This is a genomic window from Exiguobacterium sp. JMULE1 (assembly GCF_013337175.1).
In the GTDB taxonomy this organism is placed as follows: Bacteria; Bacillota; Bacilli; order Exiguobacteriales; family Exiguobacteriaceae; genus Exiguobacterium_A; species Exiguobacterium_A indicum.
In genome coordinates, this window is the sequence record NZ_SGWC01000002.1 from 625,896 (window position 1) to 642,411 (window position 16,516).

Below are 16,516 nucleotides of genomic sequence, written 5' to 3' on the forward strand. Positions count from 1 at the left end.
ATTTTTATTAGTATACTTGATTATTCCCGGATTGCCTAGTGCTAAACCTAAAAAAATCTAAAAAAACACACTTGAAATCCTGACGGTTCCAAGTGTGGAAAATTCATTCTGGAATGCTGAATCGTGCCTCTAAGCGATGTTGAACACTTTGAATGAGTGTCGACATGATCCAGTAAATTGCAGCTGAGAATAGCAACAACGGCATGACGAGATACGTCGTTGCTGAAATCTGGTCAGAGACATACGTCAATTCTTCAACAGCAACAATCGTACCGAGTGATGTTGATTTGATGATATCGATGACAGAGTTCGAAAGTGGTGGAATCGCCCGAGATAGTGCTTGCGGCAAGATGACGTCCTTGAATGTCTTACGGCGCGGAATACCGAGCGAGTCAGCGGCTTCCCATTGTCCACGATCGACAGAGGAGATGGCAGCCCGGAACGATTCAGAGATATACGCAGAAAAGTGAAGCGATAAGCCGAAAGCGAGAGCTTGGAATCCAGTCAATTGAAGGACAACGAGACCATTGTATAAAATCAGGATTTGTAACAGCAATGGTGTTCCTCGGAAGAAGGAGACGTATAAACGTGCAAAACCGCTAAAGACGGCAAGACGGCTATCACGCATGACGGCAAGAATCAACCCGAGAATAAGCGCAAAGACGATGGCGAGACCACTTGCTAGAAGGGTCGTACCAATCGCCTTTGCGTAGACGTCCGAGTTATCCCGGACGATCGTTAGTAATTCACTCACTTACTGATATCCTCGTTGAAATACTTCTCACCGATTTTTGCAAGAGTGCCGTCTTCTTGCATCTCAGAGAGTGCTTTATTGAAGTCTTCTGTATACTTGCTGTTTTTTGCCATCATGAAGCCTGATTCGTTCTTGTCGAACGTCTCACCGACCGCTTTGACTTTATAGCCTGCTTTCTTCAGCTCCGTCAAAACGAAGAGACGATCGTTCATAGCAGCATCAACACGACCTGCTTCAAGATCTTTTAAGACTTGGTTCGCACCTTTGTAGTATTTCACTTTCGCGCCAGCTTCTTCAGCCGTCTTCGCGTAAAGTGAACCTTGTGTCGAACCGACTGTCTTTCCTTTTAAGTCGTCGAGTGTTTTGATGTCGTTCGTTTTATTGTTGACGATGATCGTTGAACCAGAGACCGTATACGCATCAGAGAAAGCGTATTTTTCTTGGCGCTCAGGCGTGATTCCCATTTGGTTCGCGATGACATCGATTCGTTTTGAATCGAGTGCTGGGATGAGTCCTTTGAAGTCCATCGCTTTGTAATCGACTTTATAGCCGGCACGTTTTGCGACTTCGTTCATGACGTCTACGTCATAACCTGTCAATTTTCCTTTTTCTTTATACGTGAAAGGTGGATACGTTGCTTCTGTACCGACTGTAATGACTTTTGACTCTTTATCAGAACCTGCGTTGTCGTTCGAAGCGCCGCATGCTGCAAGCACCCCCGCTGTCGATAATGCTGCTACAGCTAATTTCAAACCGTGTTTCATAGCGCTCTCTCCTTTATAAATGAATGATTTCAATTCCTAGTTTTCGAATAGGATTAATTTTAAGCTACAAGCAGTATCATACAAAGTTACAGGAACGTCTGTCAATAAAAAAGACTGCCCTTAAAAGGACAGTCTGAAACATCGTAACTGATCGATGATGCGATTAACGGATCGTTGCTTCCGTCGCAGAGTCGAAGAAGTGTGCTTTTGTCATATCGAAGAAGAGATCAAGCTGCGATCCCATCTCGACGTGTGAGCGTGAATCAACACGTGCCGTGAACGCTTGTTGTCCGACTTTTGAGTAGAGGTAAGACTCTGCACCCATCAATTCGGATACTTCGATATGTGCTGGGAAGCGGTGTGCTGTTTTCGTGTCTTGGTAGATCAATTCCGCATGGATGTCCTCTGGACGAATTCCGAGGACAAGATCCTTGTTCGTGTAACCACGGTCGCGGAGAACTTTCATTTTTCCTTCTGGTACTTCGAACTTCTCTTCTGTTCCTGAAACGTGGAAGAGACCGTCTTCCGCTAATTTACCTGTCAAGAAGTTCATCGATGGTGAACCGATGAATCCGGCAACGAACATGTTATCTGGGTGATCATAGACTTCTTTCGGCGTACCGACTTGTTGAATGATACCCGCTTTCATGATGACGATTCGTGTCGCAAGCGTCATCGCTTCCGTCTGATCGTGCGTAACGTAAATCGTCGTCGTCTCAAGACGTTTGTGTAGCTGAATGATTTCCTTACGCATTTGTACACGCAATTTAGCATCTAAGTTCGAGAGCGGCTCATCCATCAAGAAGACTTTAGCATCACGAACGATGGCGCGACCAATCGCTACCCGTTGACGCTGACCACCAGAGAGTGCTTTTGGCTTCCGCTCGAGGTATTCTTCAAGACCGAGGATACGAGCTGCGTTATCGACGCGTTGCTTGATTTCATCTTTTGGGAACTTCCGAAGCTTTAATCCGAACGCCATGTTATCGAAGACGTTCATGTGTGGATACAGCGCGTAGTTTTGGAAGACCATCGCGATATCGCGATCTTTTGGCGCTACATCGTTCATGCGTTTGCCGTCGATGATGAAATCCCCACCTGAGATTTCTTCAAGTCCAGCAATCATCCGGAGCGTCGTTGATTTACCGCAACCTGATGGTCCGACGAAGACGATGAATTCTTTATCTTTAATGTGAAGGTTGAAGTCATCAACCGCTTTTGCATCACCTGAGTAGATTTTATCGATATGTTCAAGACGAATTTCAGCCATGTGTAGTTCCCCCTAATGTAAATGATGAAATAATAACGCTTACAAGATTTAGTATAAAAGAAGTCAGGGAGTCTGCCTATGGACAACCTGACTAAATGCAAACGTTTTCAATTAGGCATCATGCTACAAGAAGTAAGGTATAGAGGAAAGTAGCGCCTTCAAATGAGCGAACATCGATTCCAGTCTGCTCTGTCAACCGGTCGAGTCGATACTGGAGGCTATTTCGATGTAAGAATAGATGTTTTGCTGTCAGGGAGACGTTCAAATTAGCTCGACAAAAAGCAAGAATCGTCTCACGAGACTCTGGCTCGAGTAAACGGATGAACTGATCGACGAGTGTCGCGCGGTGCCGGTCATCTAGACTTGCAAGACGGATCATGGCAGGCAAGAAACGTTCGATTTGCATCGAAGGAACGAAAGCAAGCGCTGCTTGTTCGAGTTGGAACTGAACGGCGATATCACCTGCAGCACGTTGTTGACCAAGCAATACCTTACCGTCGAGTACAAAATCAGATTGTAATGCAAAAAATAAATCGGATAGTTCGGACTCGATGACAAACTCTTCGCGTTCAACGACCGTGAAGCGGTGTGTGCTAAAAGGAATAAGGATGCTCGTCTGCGAAAAGAAAGAGGAGAGCAATTGTTGAATTTCTTCACTTGTCCGTTCATCGGTTGGATTGAACAAAAAATGGACAAGTCGGAACGACTGATCCTCGAGGGCATGAGCAGATTGGATACGCTCTCGCCATAGATCGATATCAGACCGCGACGTCGTGATGATGCGTTCAGCGAATACATCAAGCAGTTGTTGTTCGCGGTCAGAGATGGCAGTCGCCTTGATTCCAAAACAGAGTCCATCTTCAAGGCGATATACGCTATACTGTTCCTGGCAATAAACATTCGGATCGGTCGTAAGCTGGTCATTGAATACAGTCATCAGTTGTCGTAACACACGGCATCACTCCTAAATCGTACATAACTATCTCGACTTTACCATAAGTCGAAAATCGGAAGGAATGATAACTTATGTCAGATACGTTTTTACTCGTATTGAAACTTGTCGGAATCATTGTCATTGGGGCCCTGATTGGCGCAGTCACGAATCATCTAGCGATTCGGATGTTATTTCGACCACTTGAACCGAAATACATCGGAAAATTTCGCGTGCCGTTTACGCCGGGTCTGATTCCTAAACGGCGAGATGAACTAGCAGCGAATCTCGGCCGGACGGTCGTCAAGCATCTCTTGACGCCAGAAGGGATCGGGAAACGTCTCGCATCACCAGCTGTTCGTGGAGCTGTCACACGGCTCGTCGAACATGAAGTCATGAAATGGACACGTTCAGAAGAGACGACGGAAGCGTGGATTAGTCGATTCATCGATGAACCCAAACAACGGATTCAAGGGAAAATCAGTTATCACTTGGAGCAGGAGTTTTCACTCCTCATGGGTAAATGGCGTGAGCAGTCCGTGCGCGAGTTGATCGGGGAAGCCGGAGAACAAAAAATCGAAGAGGTCATGCCAAGACTCGTCACATCCGTATTGCACCAAGCAGAGGAATATTTTGATGGACCAGAAGGACGTCTACAACTCGAGGAAACTGTTGCTCGTTTCATCCAACAGCGTCTCGGAGGTGGGATGTTCGGGATGTTGCTCGCGAACGTCAACGTCGTTGATATGATTCAGCCGGAGCTGAAACGGGTACTTCAATCAGAGTCGACGTCTCAGTTCATCCTTGCCTTATTACGTCAGGAATGGCAAAAGGGACTAGATCGTCCACTGTCGTCTTATATGACAGAAGAGACGGAGTCACGGATTCGACAGACCGTCAAAGAACAAGTCTTGGCGCGTTTACCGATTGAATCGATGCTTGCTACACCATTACGCGTCTGGTTGAATCCCCTCGAGTCACAATTACTCGAGCAACATGTCCCTGTCGTCATCGATCATCTATTCGAACGGACGACGAATCAAATCGGGCAAATTCTACAAACGCTTGATCTCGAAACGATTGTTCGAGAAGAGGTCGGTTTGCTGGATACTGCGTATCTCGAGGAAATCGTCTTATCGATTTCCAAGCGAGAATTCCGGGCTATCACTTGGCTTGGAGGGTTGTTAGGTGGTTTAATTGGATTGATACAGGCGGGGCTTTATCTCGTCTAAACAAATTGGAGGTTTTACTCATGGCAGAAACAAACTTATATGATCACGCGTACACACTGGAGCGTGCATTACGTGAGACTTCAGAGTACACGACATTAAAAGATTTGTACACGCAAGTTAACGCGGATCCGGAATCAAACGAATTGTTTGCATCGTTCCGTAACATCCAACTCGAATTACAACAAAAGCAGATGCAAGGTGAAGAAATCACACCAGACGATATGGCGTCTGCCCAAACAAAGATGCTTGAAGTCCAAAACAACCCATTAATCAGTCAGCTGATGCAAGAAGAGCAACGGATGCACACGATGCTGACGGAAGTCACACAAATCATCATGAAGCCGTTAGAAGAACTCTACGCGCCAATGATGGAGCAACAAGACGACGTTCAATAAGTCATCAAAAAGGAAGACGCGCCATTATGGCCGTCTTCCTTTTTTGTATAGCTCAAGATGAAGTAGGGACGATCCGTGGCAAGTAAGCGCGCTCGAAATGAATCAAACGACCTGAACGTGTGACACGAGCTGCATGATGAGCGTACCCACTCTCATTGAGACGCCGAATCCCTTCTTCTCGTGCCTGTCCATCTGCTTCTGCTTCAAAAACGTCATCGAGTAACGTTTCACCACGATCTGAAAAGACTGTAATCGTATACTGCATACTTGTTCCTCCCTTGTCTGATCGGTCTTGTACTTAGTATAATGAATAGCTATTCATTTTACAAGCGCAGGTCTAAGTCTTGCCACGTCAACTGTCGCGCAGCGGGAGGAGTAGTCAGGTGACTGACCGTCATACCAATCAAGCGGATCGGTCCGTCGAAGGTGATACCATTGAACAATTTCGTTGTTTCCTCAAGTAAGCGTTCTTCGTCCGCCGTTTCTTCTGAAAATGTATGCCGTTTCGAACGTGACTGGAATGTATCGGTCTTCCACTTGATCGTGATCGTCCGGCAAACGAGTTCTTTTTTTGAAGACTCGCAATGACGGATTTTGATTCTCGAATCAACGTCTCGAATATCGTATCGATATCCTCCGTATCTTCTTCGAAGGTCGTCTCAGAACCAATCGATTTTCGCTCGCGTTCCGGACGAACCGGACGCTCGTCGATCCCGTGTGCCATCGCATGCAGTTCCGTTCCGCGATCGCGTCCGAGCAATGCTCGTAATTGTTCGACCGGCATTGCTTGGACATCTGCGACGGTTTCAATTCCTTGTTTTCGTAACGCTTGTTCCGTGACTTTTCCGACGCCGTGTAAATCTCCAATTTTTAATGGAGACAAGAAACTGAGGACGTCCTCTGGAGGAACTACCGTCATCCCGTTCGGTTTCTCGTATCCGGATGCGACCTTCGCGACGAGCTTAGAGTTCGAAACACCAGCAGAGGCCGTCAGACCTGTCCGTTCTTTAATTTGCTGAAGAACATATTGCGCGATATAGGTCGCACTTTTTTGATCAAAATAATTTTCCGTGACGTCAAGATACGCTTCATCAAGCGAGAGAGGCTCGACGAGCGGTGTCACTTCTCGAAAAAGCGCCATGATTTGCGCACTGACAGCTCGGTAGACGTCAAAGCGGGGACGAATGAAGACCGCACGGGGGCAGAGCTGGAAGGCACGTCTTGACGGCATCGCGCTATGGATACCGTATTTCCGTGCTTCATAGGAACAGGTCGCTACGACACCACGTGCATGAGGCGGTCCACCGACGACGACGGGAACACCTTTTAATCGAGGACGATCGCGTTGCTCGACGGAAGCGTAAAAGGCGTCCATATCAATATGAATGATTTTTCGTTCCATCGTACAAGCGTCTCCTTTCAGTAGATATGATACAATTAGTATAACGAACTTATGTTCTGATATCTATTTTTTTGGTCGACTGTTCTTTGGCATCCGAACAAGAGCGCCTAACCATCCACGCCAGCGCATCCAGTAGAAGATGCCACCGGTCGAGAGAAAAATTAGACCAAGGGATAGGGCGTAACCGTATTTCCATTCTAATTCCGGCATGATTTTAAAGTTCATCCCCCAAATCGCACCGAGAGCCATCGTTGGTGTCGCGACGGCAGTAAAGATTGTTAATGCCTTCATGATTTCGTTTCCACGGAAGTTCGAGACGGTCGTCGATAAGTCGAGCAGGACCTCAATGTCTTTTTGATAATGTTCAATGAGCATCAACAGACGGCGGACACGTTTCGTAGCTAGTTTCAACGAGAGATCCTCGAGATACGCGTCCTCGTCGAGAAATGATTCTTCACCAGCCATGACGAGCTCTTGAAACGGAACGATTAAATCGGACCAGTTCTCGATCGTGTCGCGTAAAGCGAAGATGCTATCGAGCGAATCTTCATTGATGCTGCCACGTAGTTCATCTTGTCTTGAGAATAGTTCCGTCTCAAACTGATCGATACCGGCAAAATACGTGTTCAGCTGTAAAGCAAGAATCGTATAAAAGGCTGCGAATGGATGCGCGGGAGAATAGGGAGCGACCAGGGACACGATTGAATCCGACAATCCAATCGTGATCAGTTTTTCTTTCGTTACATAAAAGCAAATCGAGCGGCGGTCACTTTTGTCGACAGGATTTTGCCAGGTGACGACAGCTCCATAGAGAACCCCTTTTTCCGAGCGGGTGAAGTTCATGTCTTTCGATCGCAGCTGCGTCACCCAGTCCATTTCGGATTGATCGACGGCAGCCGTCGGAAAGGTTTGTTCATAGTCAGCTAAATCGAGATAGCGAGACCAATTAAATTGAGGTTCCAGTTCCATGTTCATGACTCCCATATAGTAGAATGAAATAGTATATGCCTTAAGTGTAGTCAATGGAATATAAAAAAGACACCTATTTTACAGATAAAGGACGTGTTTCAAGTATGAAAGGAATTGGTAAATTAGCAGTTGGAGAAACGCTCGATCAACGAGCGATGATCAAGCAAGCGGTCAAAGGAATTGCAGCGAATGGGAAACCATACTTGACGCTCATCTTGGCGGATAAGACAGGCGAAATCGAGACGAAGATGTGGGATACGAGTGATCTTGAAAAATATGCGCCGAAATCAATCGTCCATGCTGCTGGAGAAGTCATGGACTATCGAGGGCGGACACAACTCAAGCTCAAACAAATCACGGTTCTAGAGGAGACGAATGTCGAGGACTATGTCCAATCCGCACCGATTCCGCGAGAGCAAATCGAGACGGAAGTCCTCGCGTTCGTAGAATCGATTCAGAACAGTGATATGAAAAAGCTCGTTAAACATTTGATTACTTCGCGATTCGACGCTTACTTCACGCATCCGGCAGCGGTCAAGAACCATCATGCTTTTTACTCGGGGCTGTCATACCACGTCCTTTCGATGTTGCGTCTAGCGGATCAAATCGCTCAACTCTATCCGACCTTAAACCGTGACGTGCTAATCAGTGGCATCATTCTGCACGATTATGCGAAAATCAAGGAGTTATCCGATCCGGTTGCACCGGAATATACGTTGCCTGGTAAACTCGTCGGTCATATTACGATGATGGTAGCGGAACTTGAAAAAGTCGGAGCAGAATTACAAATTGACGCAGAAGTACTGACGGTCTTGCAACATCTCGTCTTAAGTCATCACGGACGACCGGAATGGGGTTCTGCTGTCGCACCACAGATGCGCGAGGCAGAAGTTTTGTTCTTGATCGATAACCTTGATGCACGGATGACGATGATGGATCGTCTCCTTGAATATGTCGAGCCAGGACAGTTCTCGGAACGATCATTCGCACTAGATAATCGTGCTTTTTACCGTCCGAAGCTATAAGGGGGAGAAAAGATGAAGACGAAGTTGTTTGATACGGTTCAACTCGGAACGTTGACATTCCGAAATCGGGTCATCATGGCGCCGATGTGTATGTACAGTGCAAAAGAAGATGGACTCGTTACGGATTGGCATGTCACGCACTATGCAACCCGTGCGATGGGTGGTGTCGGTGGCGTCATCTTAGAAGCGAGTGCTGTTACGCCAGACGGTCGCATTTCAGCCGGTGATCTTGGAATTTGGTCAGATGCTCATATCGAAGGCTTACAACGGATCGCAGAGCAAGTCAAAGCAGCGGGTGCAAAAGCAGGCATTCAACTGGCCCATGCCGGGCGCAAAAGTACGACGGCAGAACCACCCGTTGCACCGAGTGCTTTACCGTTTGATGATACGTATACACATCCACGAGCATTAACGCTTGAGGAAATCGCGACGATCAAACAACAGTTCATCGATGCAGCACTGCGTGCGGAACGAGCAGGGTATGATTTCATTGAAATTCATGGGGCTCATGGTTACTTACTGAACACGTTCCTCTCTCCGTTATCAAACGTTCGTGAGGACCAATACGGTGGATCGGTTGAAAATCGGATGCGCTTGTTGCTAGAGATCATTGATGGCATTCAAGCCGTTTCCAAGCTCTCGATCTGGGTCCGGATTTCAGCAGCCGATCACGCAACAGGGGGAATGACGGCGACGGATTATATTCCACTCGCGAAAGAACTAGCTGCACGTCACATCGATCTACTCGATTGCAGTTCAGGGGCTGTCGTCGCTAATGCCGTACCGGAAGTGTATCCAGGCTATCAAGTGAGCTATGCAGAAGAGTTGAAACGAGAGACGGGTATTGCAACAGGCGCGGTTGGATTGATTACGACAGCTGCCCATGCAGAAGAAATCGTCCGTAACGGTCGAGCAGATATCGTCCTGCTCGCACGTGAACTACTTCGCCAACCTTATTGGGTCTATCATGCGGCAGCCGAACTAGGAGATACGGTCGCCTTGCCGAAACAATACGAACGGGCACCAATCCGGACGGTTCGTTAACTATCGCTCATATGAATGAAAAACGACACGAAAAAAGGAAGCCTTCGCGGCTTCCTTTTTTGATTACTGCTGTTGTTGTTGCATCATTTGTTGTTGCATTTGTTGTTGTTCTTGTTTATCTAAATCAAAAGCATCCTTGAAGTCTTTGTTTTCGATTTTAACATCGTATTCTTTCATGAGTGAACGGTAGATATCGTTCGGGTTGACTTGTGCTGCTTTTTCTTCAGCAAGTGCTTTTTTGATGCGTGCTTTTTCTTTATCAAGTGTAAAGTCTTTCTTTTCTTTACGATCGACTACTTTGATGATGTGGTAACCGAATTGTGTTTTAATTGGATCGGAGATTTTACCTTCAACGCCATCCTTGAACGCATAATCTTCGAATTCCTTGACCATCTTACCTTTTGTGAAGTATCCAAGATCTCCACCTTTTGCACCGCTACCTGTATCTGTTGATTTCTCTTTTGCCAGTTTCGCGAAGTCCGCGCCGTCATCCAATTGTTTTTTGATGTCTTTTGCTTCTGACTCTTTTGCAACGAGGATATGGCTTGCCTTAACTTCGACTTTTTCTTGGTCAAAACGCTCTTGGATTTCTTTATCTGTTACTTTTGATTTCGCAGATTTTGCTTCCGTTAAGAGCATTTGTGTGCGAAGAACTGTCTCGAATTCTTTTTCGTTCTTGATTCCAGCAGATTTCAATGTTGTATTGAACTGCTCTTTATCCGGGAACTGGTCTTTTGTTTTCTTGACTTCTGCTTCGACTTCTTTATCCGTGACTTCTTTGCCGTATTTCTTCTCAAGCAATTTGTTCATTGTTTGCTGGAAAGCGATTTGAGCACCAGCTTTTTCGTATGCTTCTTCTTGGACGTCAGCCTTGTTGACTTCGCCACCTTTGTAATTGATGACGGCTTCGTCATTTGATCCACATGCTGCTAACGTAAATACACTTGCGACTGCTGCTGCGCCTAACAATTTCTTTTTCATACATACACCCCTAATTTACCATTTATTTCAACCGTTTTATCATATCATATTCTCGTCTGGTTGACAGCTGTATCTTGTCATGCCAAGAGATACTTGCTCTTTTCCATGCTATCACATCCAAGTAGTCGGTTGAGGATAATTTTTATGGGAAATTGTGAGGGAAATAACACTCTTGAGACATAGTAGTAATGTCCTTGTCATGAGGAAAAAAGACCTAAAAAAAGCATTCTAGCTAGAGGCTAAAACGCTTTTGGTAAGGTTATGCTTTTTTGATCGAGTCCATGACTGGATCTTGAGGGCGACGATCTGCTTCTTCTGTGATCATCTTTGATGTCTCAGCGAATATGTCCATGAAGCTGTCGCCATACAAGCGACGTACGATCGCAGAAATGTCCGTTAATTCCGGGAACTTCCCGTACAATTCCTGAAGAGGAAGTGAGGCACGGAAGACACCGTTTTCTTCAGGGCGGAACGCTTGAATCGTCTCAAGCAAGAGTGATTCGCCCTCTGGTGTCAACTGGACGTAGGTATTTCGTTTATCTGTTTCCTTTTTCGAGAACGTCAACAGTCCGCGGTCTTCTAACTTCTTCGAGAAGTTGAATGCCGTCGAGACGTGCATGACACCATACTTCGCGATCTCTGAAATCGAGGCACCGCCTAGCGCGTGCGAAATCCATAAGATATGATGTTCATTGATGTTCAGATCAAAGGGCTTGATCCAATTTTGCCAATCTTTTTCTACCGTTTTCCATAGTGCTTTGCTTAACTGGACAATCTTGTGGCTATACAACAAAGCCTCTTGTCCAGGATATAACTTTTCGTGTTCCATATCTGACTCATCCTTTCGAAAGGTGACAATGGCTCAAACGCGCAAAATGCAAACTATACAAAAACAAATCGAAGCAACGGATCTTACTTTTGTGGAGAAAGCTGGTCTGCTTCCTGTTTCGCTTCATCAGCGAGAGACTGGATCTTCGTGAGCGATGCTTGGACTTCCGTTTGGTATTCCGAGACGCTCTGCATGACTTCTTCTTTGAAGTGCATACCAGACGCTTTTGCTGTCTCTACTAAGTTCTTGCCCTCCTGGGTCAAATCCTGCACATTCGTTACGATTGTAGAATAAGAATTTCGACGTTGATGACCGTTCGAAGAGTCGCTTTTCGTACCTTGGCGAAGCGCCTTCAGACCGTAAAAAGTCACAAGTGTTAGCGTAGCACCAAAAGCGACCCAGTTACGGGCGGGACGCTTCGACATATTGAACCTCCTTTTTAATATTAAAATATTTGTTTCATATTATTTTACCGAAAATCGAATGAAAGAAACCTATTTCGGCAATATTTTTCTAAGAATAGAAGAAAAAGAACAGACTTAGATGCGAGAAGCGATCGAGTTAGCGAGTTCAGCTAATTCCTCTGCCGTGTAATCGTCATTATGAACTTCCCATTTTGCACCGAAACCGTCTTGTTTATCGTGACGCGGAATGAGGTGCAGGTGGAAGTGAGAGACCGATTGACCCGCTACCTTTCCTGTATTCGATAAGAGATTCATGCCAGCTGCCTCTGTCTCTTGTTGAAGCGCACGACTGATTTGCGGGATCGTCGCAAATACGTCTTGTGCTTGTTCAGGAGAGAGATCATACAAATTATCGGCATGTTGTTTTGGGATGACGAGCGTATGTCCTTTCGTCACTTGTGACAGGTCAAGGAAAGCGAGAACTTGTTCGTTCTCGAATACGATATGACCAGGGACTTCTTTGCGAGCAATTTTACAGAAGATACATGACTCTTTTTGCATGGAACGTTCACTCCCTTGGGTAAGATAATATTAGTATACGGAAAGTTTCCGACTTCCGCACGATTGACAGTCAAATTGAACCCGATACACTTAGAAACATACAGCTACTGAAGGAAGGAGCGAATTGCATGGCATCACGAGTAGCCTCGACGGCACAAAAAAAACGAAAACGGCGCCTGCTCGTCGGTAGCGTCATCATCGTCGGTCTTTTCTTATTCGTTGCCTTTTGGTTTGGACGTAACATGCAAGAAGCGGCGAGAATGGAGAAAACAGACGAGCGTCTTGCTACCTTGTTAAAGGAAAAGGATCAGCGTGGATTCCAACAACTCGTCACGATGAATGGTAAGTCACTACCGATGAGTGAAGCGACGCGACTCGTTAATTGGTTGACGGCTGACTCAGAACGGACGGACCGGGTCATCGCACAAGTCAAACAGGATCAAGGCGCAGGGAAGCAAGTGAAGACACATCTGTTTTCGCTTCAAGAAGAAGATGGATGGCTTTGGTATGACCGGTACTCTCTCGATGTGAATCCTCAGCGGTTAACCGTTTCAAGTGATTTACCGGGAACGAAGATTTCATTAGATGGAGAAGAAGTCGGGACGATTGATCAGAAATCCCTTGAACTCAAGCGATCTCCTGGAGAGTACGATGTTCAAGCAAGTGCGGAACAATCCGGACAGACCGTCCAGGAATCAAAGACTGTACAACTCGGAGATGAACCGAACGCGACAGTCGACTTTAAATTGGCTGATCGATTCAATACGACCGTTTCGAACGAATATGCAGTCGATATCAAAACGTTACTTGAGACGGAAGTGAAAGCCCGGACTGGAAAAAGTATTGATACGATGACTGGCTATCTCGGACGTTCGCGTGACTCGTTCGAGAATACGTTCGGCACGCCTGATTCGACCGTTGCCAATCGAGCACGATACGATGGATATGAAGTGACCTATCAATCGGGGCAGGTGGAAGAATTGCTAATCCGATTAAATAAGACTCCAGATGAGTTAGAAGCCATCGCTGGAAAACCAGAACGAAAGAAGCGCGAGCAAGTCGGTACCGTTTGGGAATATCCGTCTAGTTTTCTCGAAGGTGTGTTCGAATGGTTGAACTTACGAGCAGAAAAACGAGTCGTCGAGCGAGAGGACGGTATGTGGTTACAATTAAAAGACTAAAAAAATCCTCGGACTAGAACGTCCGAGGATTTTTGGTTATCGTTTATTCACCGCACGGAGAATGAACGATACGATAAGGATAAGAATGATAGCTCCGAGTAAAGCAGGAACGATTGCGAATCCGGCAACCATTGGACCCCAGTTTCCGAATAATGCTTGACCGATCAATGCACCAACAAAACCAGCGATGATGTTACCAATGATACCGCCTGGAACATCCTTACCTAAAATCAAGCTTGCTAGCCAACCAATAATACCACCGACGATTAACGCCCATAAGAATCCCATTTAAAACACTCCTTTTCAATTTAAGATCTATGATTACTTACGTACTGCCCGGAGAATAAGTGAGACGATGAAGATCAAGATGACTGCTCCGAGAATAGCCGGAATGACTGCGAAACCAGCAATTTTTGGTCCCATTGAACCAAAGATGGCTTGACCGATCATCGAACCGATGAAACCAGCGATAATGTTACCGATGATGCCACCCGGTACGTCTTTCCCGATAATTAAACTTGCGATCCAACCGATGAGACCACCAATGATGAGTGCCCATAAGAAACCCATTTCTAAACATCTCCTCTACATATTAGTTTTACCTGTTTTCAGGCAGTTATAAACACGTGCGAAAATGAAAAAATCTGAAATCGTTCATTCTTTAGTTCATTCTTTAAATGACTAGACGATTAGACCACTTGATAGAGAATGAATAGACGATTCATTGATTTCACTTTCAATTTACATGTAAATCGTTTTCATATATTGATGTAACGATTACACTTAGAGTAATTGCCGAAAAAACAAGTATTAAAACATTATATTTTAAAAAACTAGGCGTTACGCTAGAAAAACGAAGCGAGTCTACTTTACGATGAGCCTAAAGGGAGTGGCAGATATGTTATTAGACATTAAAGATTTGTCAGGAGGATACGGATCAAAAACCGTTCTGCATGACATCAATATCGAAGTCGACCGAGGTGAACTCGTCGGTCTAATTGGGTTGAACGGTGCCGGAAAATCAACGACGATCAAGCATATCCTTGGTCTTTTACCGGTCAAGACGGGATCGGTTCGAATCAATGGATTGGATTTAACGACGAACGAAACCGAGTATCGTCGCCAAGTGGCGTATATTCCGGAGCAGCCGATGTTATATGAACAACTGACGTTACGGGAGCACCTTCGTCTGATGGCGCAAGGATATGACGTCGAAGAAGCAATCGCGACAGAACGCGCGCAACATTATGCTGAACGACTTCGAATGACGAAGCAACTCGAATGGTTTCCAAGTGTCTTCTCAAAAGGGATGAAGCAAAAAGCGATGATTTTATGTGCACTCGTCACAGGCAGTGAACTGTTGATCGTCGATGAACCGTTCGTTGGACTTGATCCACTGGCAATCCGAGAGTTACTTCAGATTTTTAGTGAACTGAAGCAGGACGGTAAGGGGATCTTAATGTCGACGCATATTCTTGAGACAGCCGAGCGTCACTGTAACCGATTCGTGCTCTTACATGAGGGGCACATTGCAGCAGAGGGAACGACAGCTGCTTTACGCGCACGATATGGACTGCAAGATGGAACGCTGGATGATCTGTACGTTGCCGCGATCGAGGAGGCGGAACGATGAACAGCCAGTCCTTATGGAAGGAACGCTACCAGGCGGCGATGACGGAAACGGTGAAATATACAAGGTACATGGCGAATGGCGGACTGTTATTTACCGTTTACTTCGTTATTTTGTACGGTTTAGTCGTCTACGGACGTTTCCTCGACCAACTCGATCCATCGTTTCCGGGTCGATTCGTCATGGCAGCCTTGTTTCTGATTTTACCGCTCTATCGGACGAGTCGGACGTTTCTCGTTGAGGCGGACCAAGTGTTTCTATTACCGGTGTTAGCGAAGTTATCAAGTTTCATGCAACAAGTACGAGCGTACAATGCGGTCTTTGGTATCATCCGTGCCGTGATTCCGTTTTTAGCTGTCGTTGTTCTCTATGTTCGAACGGAACAGACGACACCACTTGAACTTGTTTTACTTGGGGTAGCGCTTGCTTTGTTCGGAGCTGCTGCGAATTTATCAAAGCTTGAAGGCATCGCACATCGGACGGTGTTACTGTATGCGTGCGGAGCGGCGCTACTCGTCATCATCGATATGGCGTGGATGACAATCGTCGTCGCACTTCTCTTAATGGTCGTACTCCATTTAAAGCGTCAGGACCATCTTCCTCTACGCGAATGGATTGCGCTCGAACAGGAATCGCGTGATCGTTTTTATCGATTAGCGAACTGGTTCGTCGATGTGCCGCATTTATCGGCAACATATAAACGCCGTCGTCTCTTGAGTAACATGGTCGAGCGGATTCCATATCGAGCGCAAACGACATTCGATTACTTGTATGTCAAACAGTTCATCCGGAGTGGAGACGGGATCGGATTGATTGTTCGTTTGACGCTGATCGGGGCTGTGTTCATGTGGTTAGCGAGTGGCAACGAGTTGTTCGTTGCGCTTGCAATCCCTGCGTTTGCAGGATTGACAAGCTTTCAACTAGCACCGTTCACGAAGGCAGTGGACCAACATCTATTGACTCGTCTATTACCGTTTGGAAATGCTGTACAGGCGAAACGAAAAATCATCCGCTTCGCAGCAATCAGTCAATGCATCGTCTTGACGCTACTTGGATTCTTTTTAAGCGGATCCATCTATGTCGTTGGTGGGGCAGCCTTGGCGCTTGTGATTGGTGAATACTACGCTCGAAAATAATAAACAAG

Annotated in this window: 19 protein-coding genes and 1 pseudogene; 7 read left to right on the top strand and 13 right to left on the bottom strand. The window is 46.0% G+C overall.

The window, feature by feature from the left end; all coding sequences use genetic code 11:
* Positions 1-103: 103 nt before the first annotated feature.
* From EXW93_RS03425 to EXW93_RS03440, 4 genes are all read right to left on the bottom strand, one after another.
* Positions 104-754, bottom strand: a complete 651-nt coding sequence (locus EXW93_RS03425) for an amino acid ABC transporter permease (RefSeq protein ID WP_023467332.1) — start codon at positions 752-754, stop codon at positions 104-106.
* Positions 751-1,518, bottom strand: a complete 768-nt coding sequence (locus EXW93_RS03430) for a transporter substrate-binding domain-containing protein (protein WP_023467333.1) — start codon at positions 1,516-1,518, stop codon at positions 751-753. The genes EXW93_RS03425 and EXW93_RS03430 overlap by 4 nt, the downstream gene beginning before the upstream one ends.
* 163 nt (positions 1,519-1,681) lie before the next feature.
* The gene (locus EXW93_RS03435; protein ID WP_023467334.1) at positions 1,682-2,788 is read right to left on the bottom strand and encodes an ABC transporter ATP-binding protein; all 1,107 of its coding nucleotides are present in this window, start codon (positions 2,786-2,788) and stop codon (positions 1,682-1,684) included.
* 118 nt (positions 2,789-2,906) lie between these two features.
* Positions 2,907-3,740: a PucR family transcriptional regulator gene (locus EXW93_RS03440; RefSeq protein WP_023467335.1), complete on the bottom strand. Its 834-nt coding sequence runs from the start codon at positions 3,738-3,740 to the stop codon at positions 2,907-2,909.
* 74 nt (positions 3,741-3,814) lie between these two features.
* Here EXW93_RS03440 and EXW93_RS03445 point away from each other — a divergent pair, with 74 nt between their 5' ends.
* Positions 3,815-4,951: a DUF445 domain-containing protein gene (locus EXW93_RS03445; RefSeq protein WP_035398483.1), complete on the top strand. Its 1,137-nt coding sequence runs from the start codon at positions 3,815-3,817 to the stop codon at positions 4,949-4,951.
* Positions 4,952-4,971: 20 nt separating this feature from the next.
* On the top strand, positions 4,972-5,346 hold the full coding sequence (locus tag EXW93_RS03450) for a YlbF/YmcA family competence regulator (protein WP_023467337.1): 375 nt from the start codon (positions 4,972-4,974) through the stop codon (positions 5,344-5,346).
* 52 nt (positions 5,347-5,398) lie between these two features.
* On the opposite strand, the gene EXW93_RS03455 is transcribed toward EXW93_RS03450, so the two are convergent.
* From EXW93_RS03455 to EXW93_RS03465, 3 genes and pseudogenes are all read right to left on the bottom strand, one after another.
* The gene (locus EXW93_RS03455) at positions 5,399-5,611 is read right to left on the bottom strand and encodes a YhzD family protein (protein ID WP_023467338.1); all 213 of its coding nucleotides are present in this window, start codon (positions 5,609-5,611) and stop codon (positions 5,399-5,401) included.
* 58 nt (positions 5,612-5,669) lie between these two features.
* Positions 5,670-6,748 (bottom strand): annotated as a pseudogene (gene dinB, locus EXW93_RS03460) (DNA polymerase IV).
* Between the two features lie 63 nt (positions 6,749-6,811).
* Positions 6,812-7,717: a magnesium transporter CorA family protein gene (locus tag EXW93_RS03465; protein ID WP_023467340.1), complete on the bottom strand. Its 906-nt coding sequence runs from the start codon at positions 7,715-7,717 to the stop codon at positions 6,812-6,814.
* Between the two features lie 104 nt (positions 7,718-7,821).
* Between EXW93_RS03465 and EXW93_RS03470 the strand changes: the two genes are divergently transcribed.
* Together EXW93_RS03470 and namA are read left to right on the top strand one after the other, a co-directional pair.
* Positions 7,822-8,742, top strand: a complete 921-nt coding sequence (locus tag EXW93_RS03470) for an HD domain-containing protein (RefSeq protein WP_174316034.1) — start codon at positions 7,822-7,824, stop codon at positions 8,740-8,742.
* 12 nt (positions 8,743-8,754) lie between these two features.
* On the top strand, positions 8,755-9,786 hold the full coding sequence (namA, locus tag EXW93_RS03475) for an NADPH dehydrogenase NamA (protein ID WP_055967023.1): 1,032 nt from the start codon (positions 8,755-8,757) through the stop codon (positions 9,784-9,786).
* Between the two features lie 63 nt (positions 9,787-9,849).
* Here the strand turns inward: namA and EXW93_RS03480 are convergent, their stop codons facing one another.
* The 4 genes from EXW93_RS03480 to EXW93_RS03495 all read right to left on the bottom strand — a co-directional run bounded on the left by EXW93_RS03480 (position 9,850) and on the right by EXW93_RS03495 (position 12,561).
* On the bottom strand, positions 9,850-10,767 hold the full coding sequence (locus EXW93_RS03480) for a peptidylprolyl isomerase (RefSeq protein ID WP_023467343.1): 918 nt from the start codon (positions 10,765-10,767) through the stop codon (positions 9,850-9,852).
* A gap of 259 nt (positions 10,768-11,026) precedes the next feature.
* Positions 11,027-11,596, bottom strand: coding sequence for an HTH-type transcriptional regulator Hpr (locus EXW93_RS03485; RefSeq protein WP_023467344.1), 570 nt, complete (start codon positions 11,594-11,596; stop codon positions 11,027-11,029).
* An 83-nt stretch (positions 11,597-11,679) separates the two neighbouring features.
* Positions 11,680-12,021: a hypothetical protein gene (locus EXW93_RS03490; RefSeq protein WP_023467345.1), complete on the bottom strand. Its 342-nt coding sequence runs from the start codon at positions 12,019-12,021 to the stop codon at positions 11,680-11,682.
* Between the two features lie 114 nt (positions 12,022-12,135).
* Positions 12,136-12,561, bottom strand: a complete 426-nt coding sequence (locus EXW93_RS03495) for an HIT family protein (protein WP_023467346.1) — start codon at positions 12,559-12,561, stop codon at positions 12,136-12,138.
* Between the two features lie 128 nt (positions 12,562-12,689).
* On the opposite strand from EXW93_RS03495, the gene EXW93_RS03500 reads away from it, so the two are divergent.
* Entirely contained in the window at positions 12,690-13,742 is a 1,053-nt protein-coding gene (locus EXW93_RS03500; RefSeq protein ID WP_023467347.1) for a TcaA second domain-containing protein, read from the top strand.
* Between the two features lie 36 nt (positions 13,743-13,778).
* Here the strand turns inward: EXW93_RS03500 and EXW93_RS03505 are convergent, their stop codons facing one another.
* Complete coding sequence (locus EXW93_RS03505) at positions 13,779-14,030, bottom strand: GlsB/YeaQ/YmgE family stress response membrane protein (protein ID WP_023467348.1); 252 nt, start codon at positions 14,028-14,030, stop codon at positions 13,779-13,781.
* A 33-nt stretch (positions 14,031-14,063) separates the two neighbouring features.
* The gene (locus EXW93_RS03510; protein WP_023467349.1) at positions 14,064-14,312 is read right to left on the bottom strand and encodes a GlsB/YeaQ/YmgE family stress response membrane protein; all 249 of its coding nucleotides are present in this window, start codon (positions 14,310-14,312) and stop codon (positions 14,064-14,066) included.
* Positions 14,313-14,640: 328 nt separating this feature from the next.
* Between EXW93_RS03510 and EXW93_RS03515 the strand changes: the two genes are divergently transcribed.
* Positions 14,641-15,375 (top strand): ABC transporter ATP-binding protein, encoded by a 735-nt coding sequence (locus EXW93_RS03515; protein ID WP_023467350.1) that lies wholly within the window; start codon positions 14,641-14,643, stop codon positions 15,373-15,375.
* The gene (locus EXW93_RS03520) at positions 15,372-16,508 is read left to right on the top strand and encodes an ABC transporter permease (RefSeq protein WP_023467351.1); all 1,137 of its coding nucleotides are present in this window, start codon (positions 15,372-15,374) and stop codon (positions 16,506-16,508) included. The genes EXW93_RS03515 and EXW93_RS03520 overlap by 4 nt, the downstream gene beginning before the upstream one ends.
* Positions 16,509-16,516: the final 8 nt, after the last annotated feature.

Coding starts and splice junctions, on each gene's coding strand:
- EXW93_RS03450 (WP_023467337.1), top strand. CDS start 4,972: ATGGCAGAAACAAACTTATATGATCACGCGTACACACTGGAGCGTGCA.
- EXW93_RS03445 (WP_035398483.1), top strand. CDS start 3,815: ATGTCAGATACGTTTTTACTCGTATTGAAACTTGTCGGAATCATTGTC.
- EXW93_RS03435 (WP_023467334.1), bottom strand. CDS start 2,788: ATGGCTGAAATTCGTCTTGAACATATCGATAAAATCTACTCAGGTGAT.
- EXW93_RS03480 (WP_023467343.1), bottom strand. CDS start 10,767: ATGAAAAAGAAATTGTTAGGCGCAGCAGCAGTCGCAAGTGTATTTACG.
- EXW93_RS03520 (WP_023467351.1), top strand. CDS start 15,372: ATGAACAGCCAGTCCTTATGGAAGGAACGCTACCAGGCGGCGATGACG.
- EXW93_RS03495 (WP_023467346.1), bottom strand. CDS start 12,561: ATGCAAAAAGAGTCATGTATCTTCTGTAAAATTGCTCGCAAAGAAGTC.
- EXW93_RS03505 (WP_023467348.1), bottom strand. CDS start 14,030: ATGGGATTCTTATGGGCGTTAATCGTCGGTGGTATTATTGGTTGGCTA.
- EXW93_RS03500 (WP_023467347.1), top strand. CDS start 12,690: ATGGCATCACGAGTAGCCTCGACGGCACAAAAAAAACGAAAACGGCGC.
- EXW93_RS03455 (WP_023467338.1), bottom strand. CDS start 5,611: ATGCAGTATACGATTACAGTCTTTTCAGATCGTGGTGAAACGTTACTC.
- namA (WP_055967023.1), top strand. CDS start 8,755: ATGAAGACGAAGTTGTTTGATACGGTTCAACTCGGAACGTTGACATTC.
- EXW93_RS03470 (WP_174316034.1), top strand. CDS start 7,822: ATGAAAGGAATTGGTAAATTAGCAGTTGGAGAAACGCTCGATCAACGA.
- EXW93_RS03485 (WP_023467344.1), bottom strand. CDS start 11,596: ATGGAACACGAAAAGTTATATCCTGGACAAGAGGCTTTGTTGTATAGC.
- EXW93_RS03510 (WP_023467349.1), bottom strand. CDS start 14,312: ATGGGTTTCTTATGGGCACTCATCATTGGTGGTCTCATCGGTTGGATC.
- EXW93_RS03490 (WP_023467345.1), bottom strand. CDS start 12,021: ATGTCGAAGCGTCCCGCCCGTAACTGGGTCGCTTTTGGTGCTACGCTA.
- EXW93_RS03465 (WP_023467340.1), bottom strand. CDS start 7,717: ATGGAACTGGAACCTCAATTTAATTGGTCTCGCTATCTCGATTTAGCT.
- EXW93_RS03515 (WP_023467350.1), top strand. CDS start 14,641: ATGTTATTAGACATTAAAGATTTGTCAGGAGGATACGGATCAAAAACC.
- EXW93_RS03430 (WP_023467333.1), bottom strand. CDS start 1,518: ATGAAACACGGTTTGAAATTAGCTGTAGCAGCATTATCGACAGCGGGG.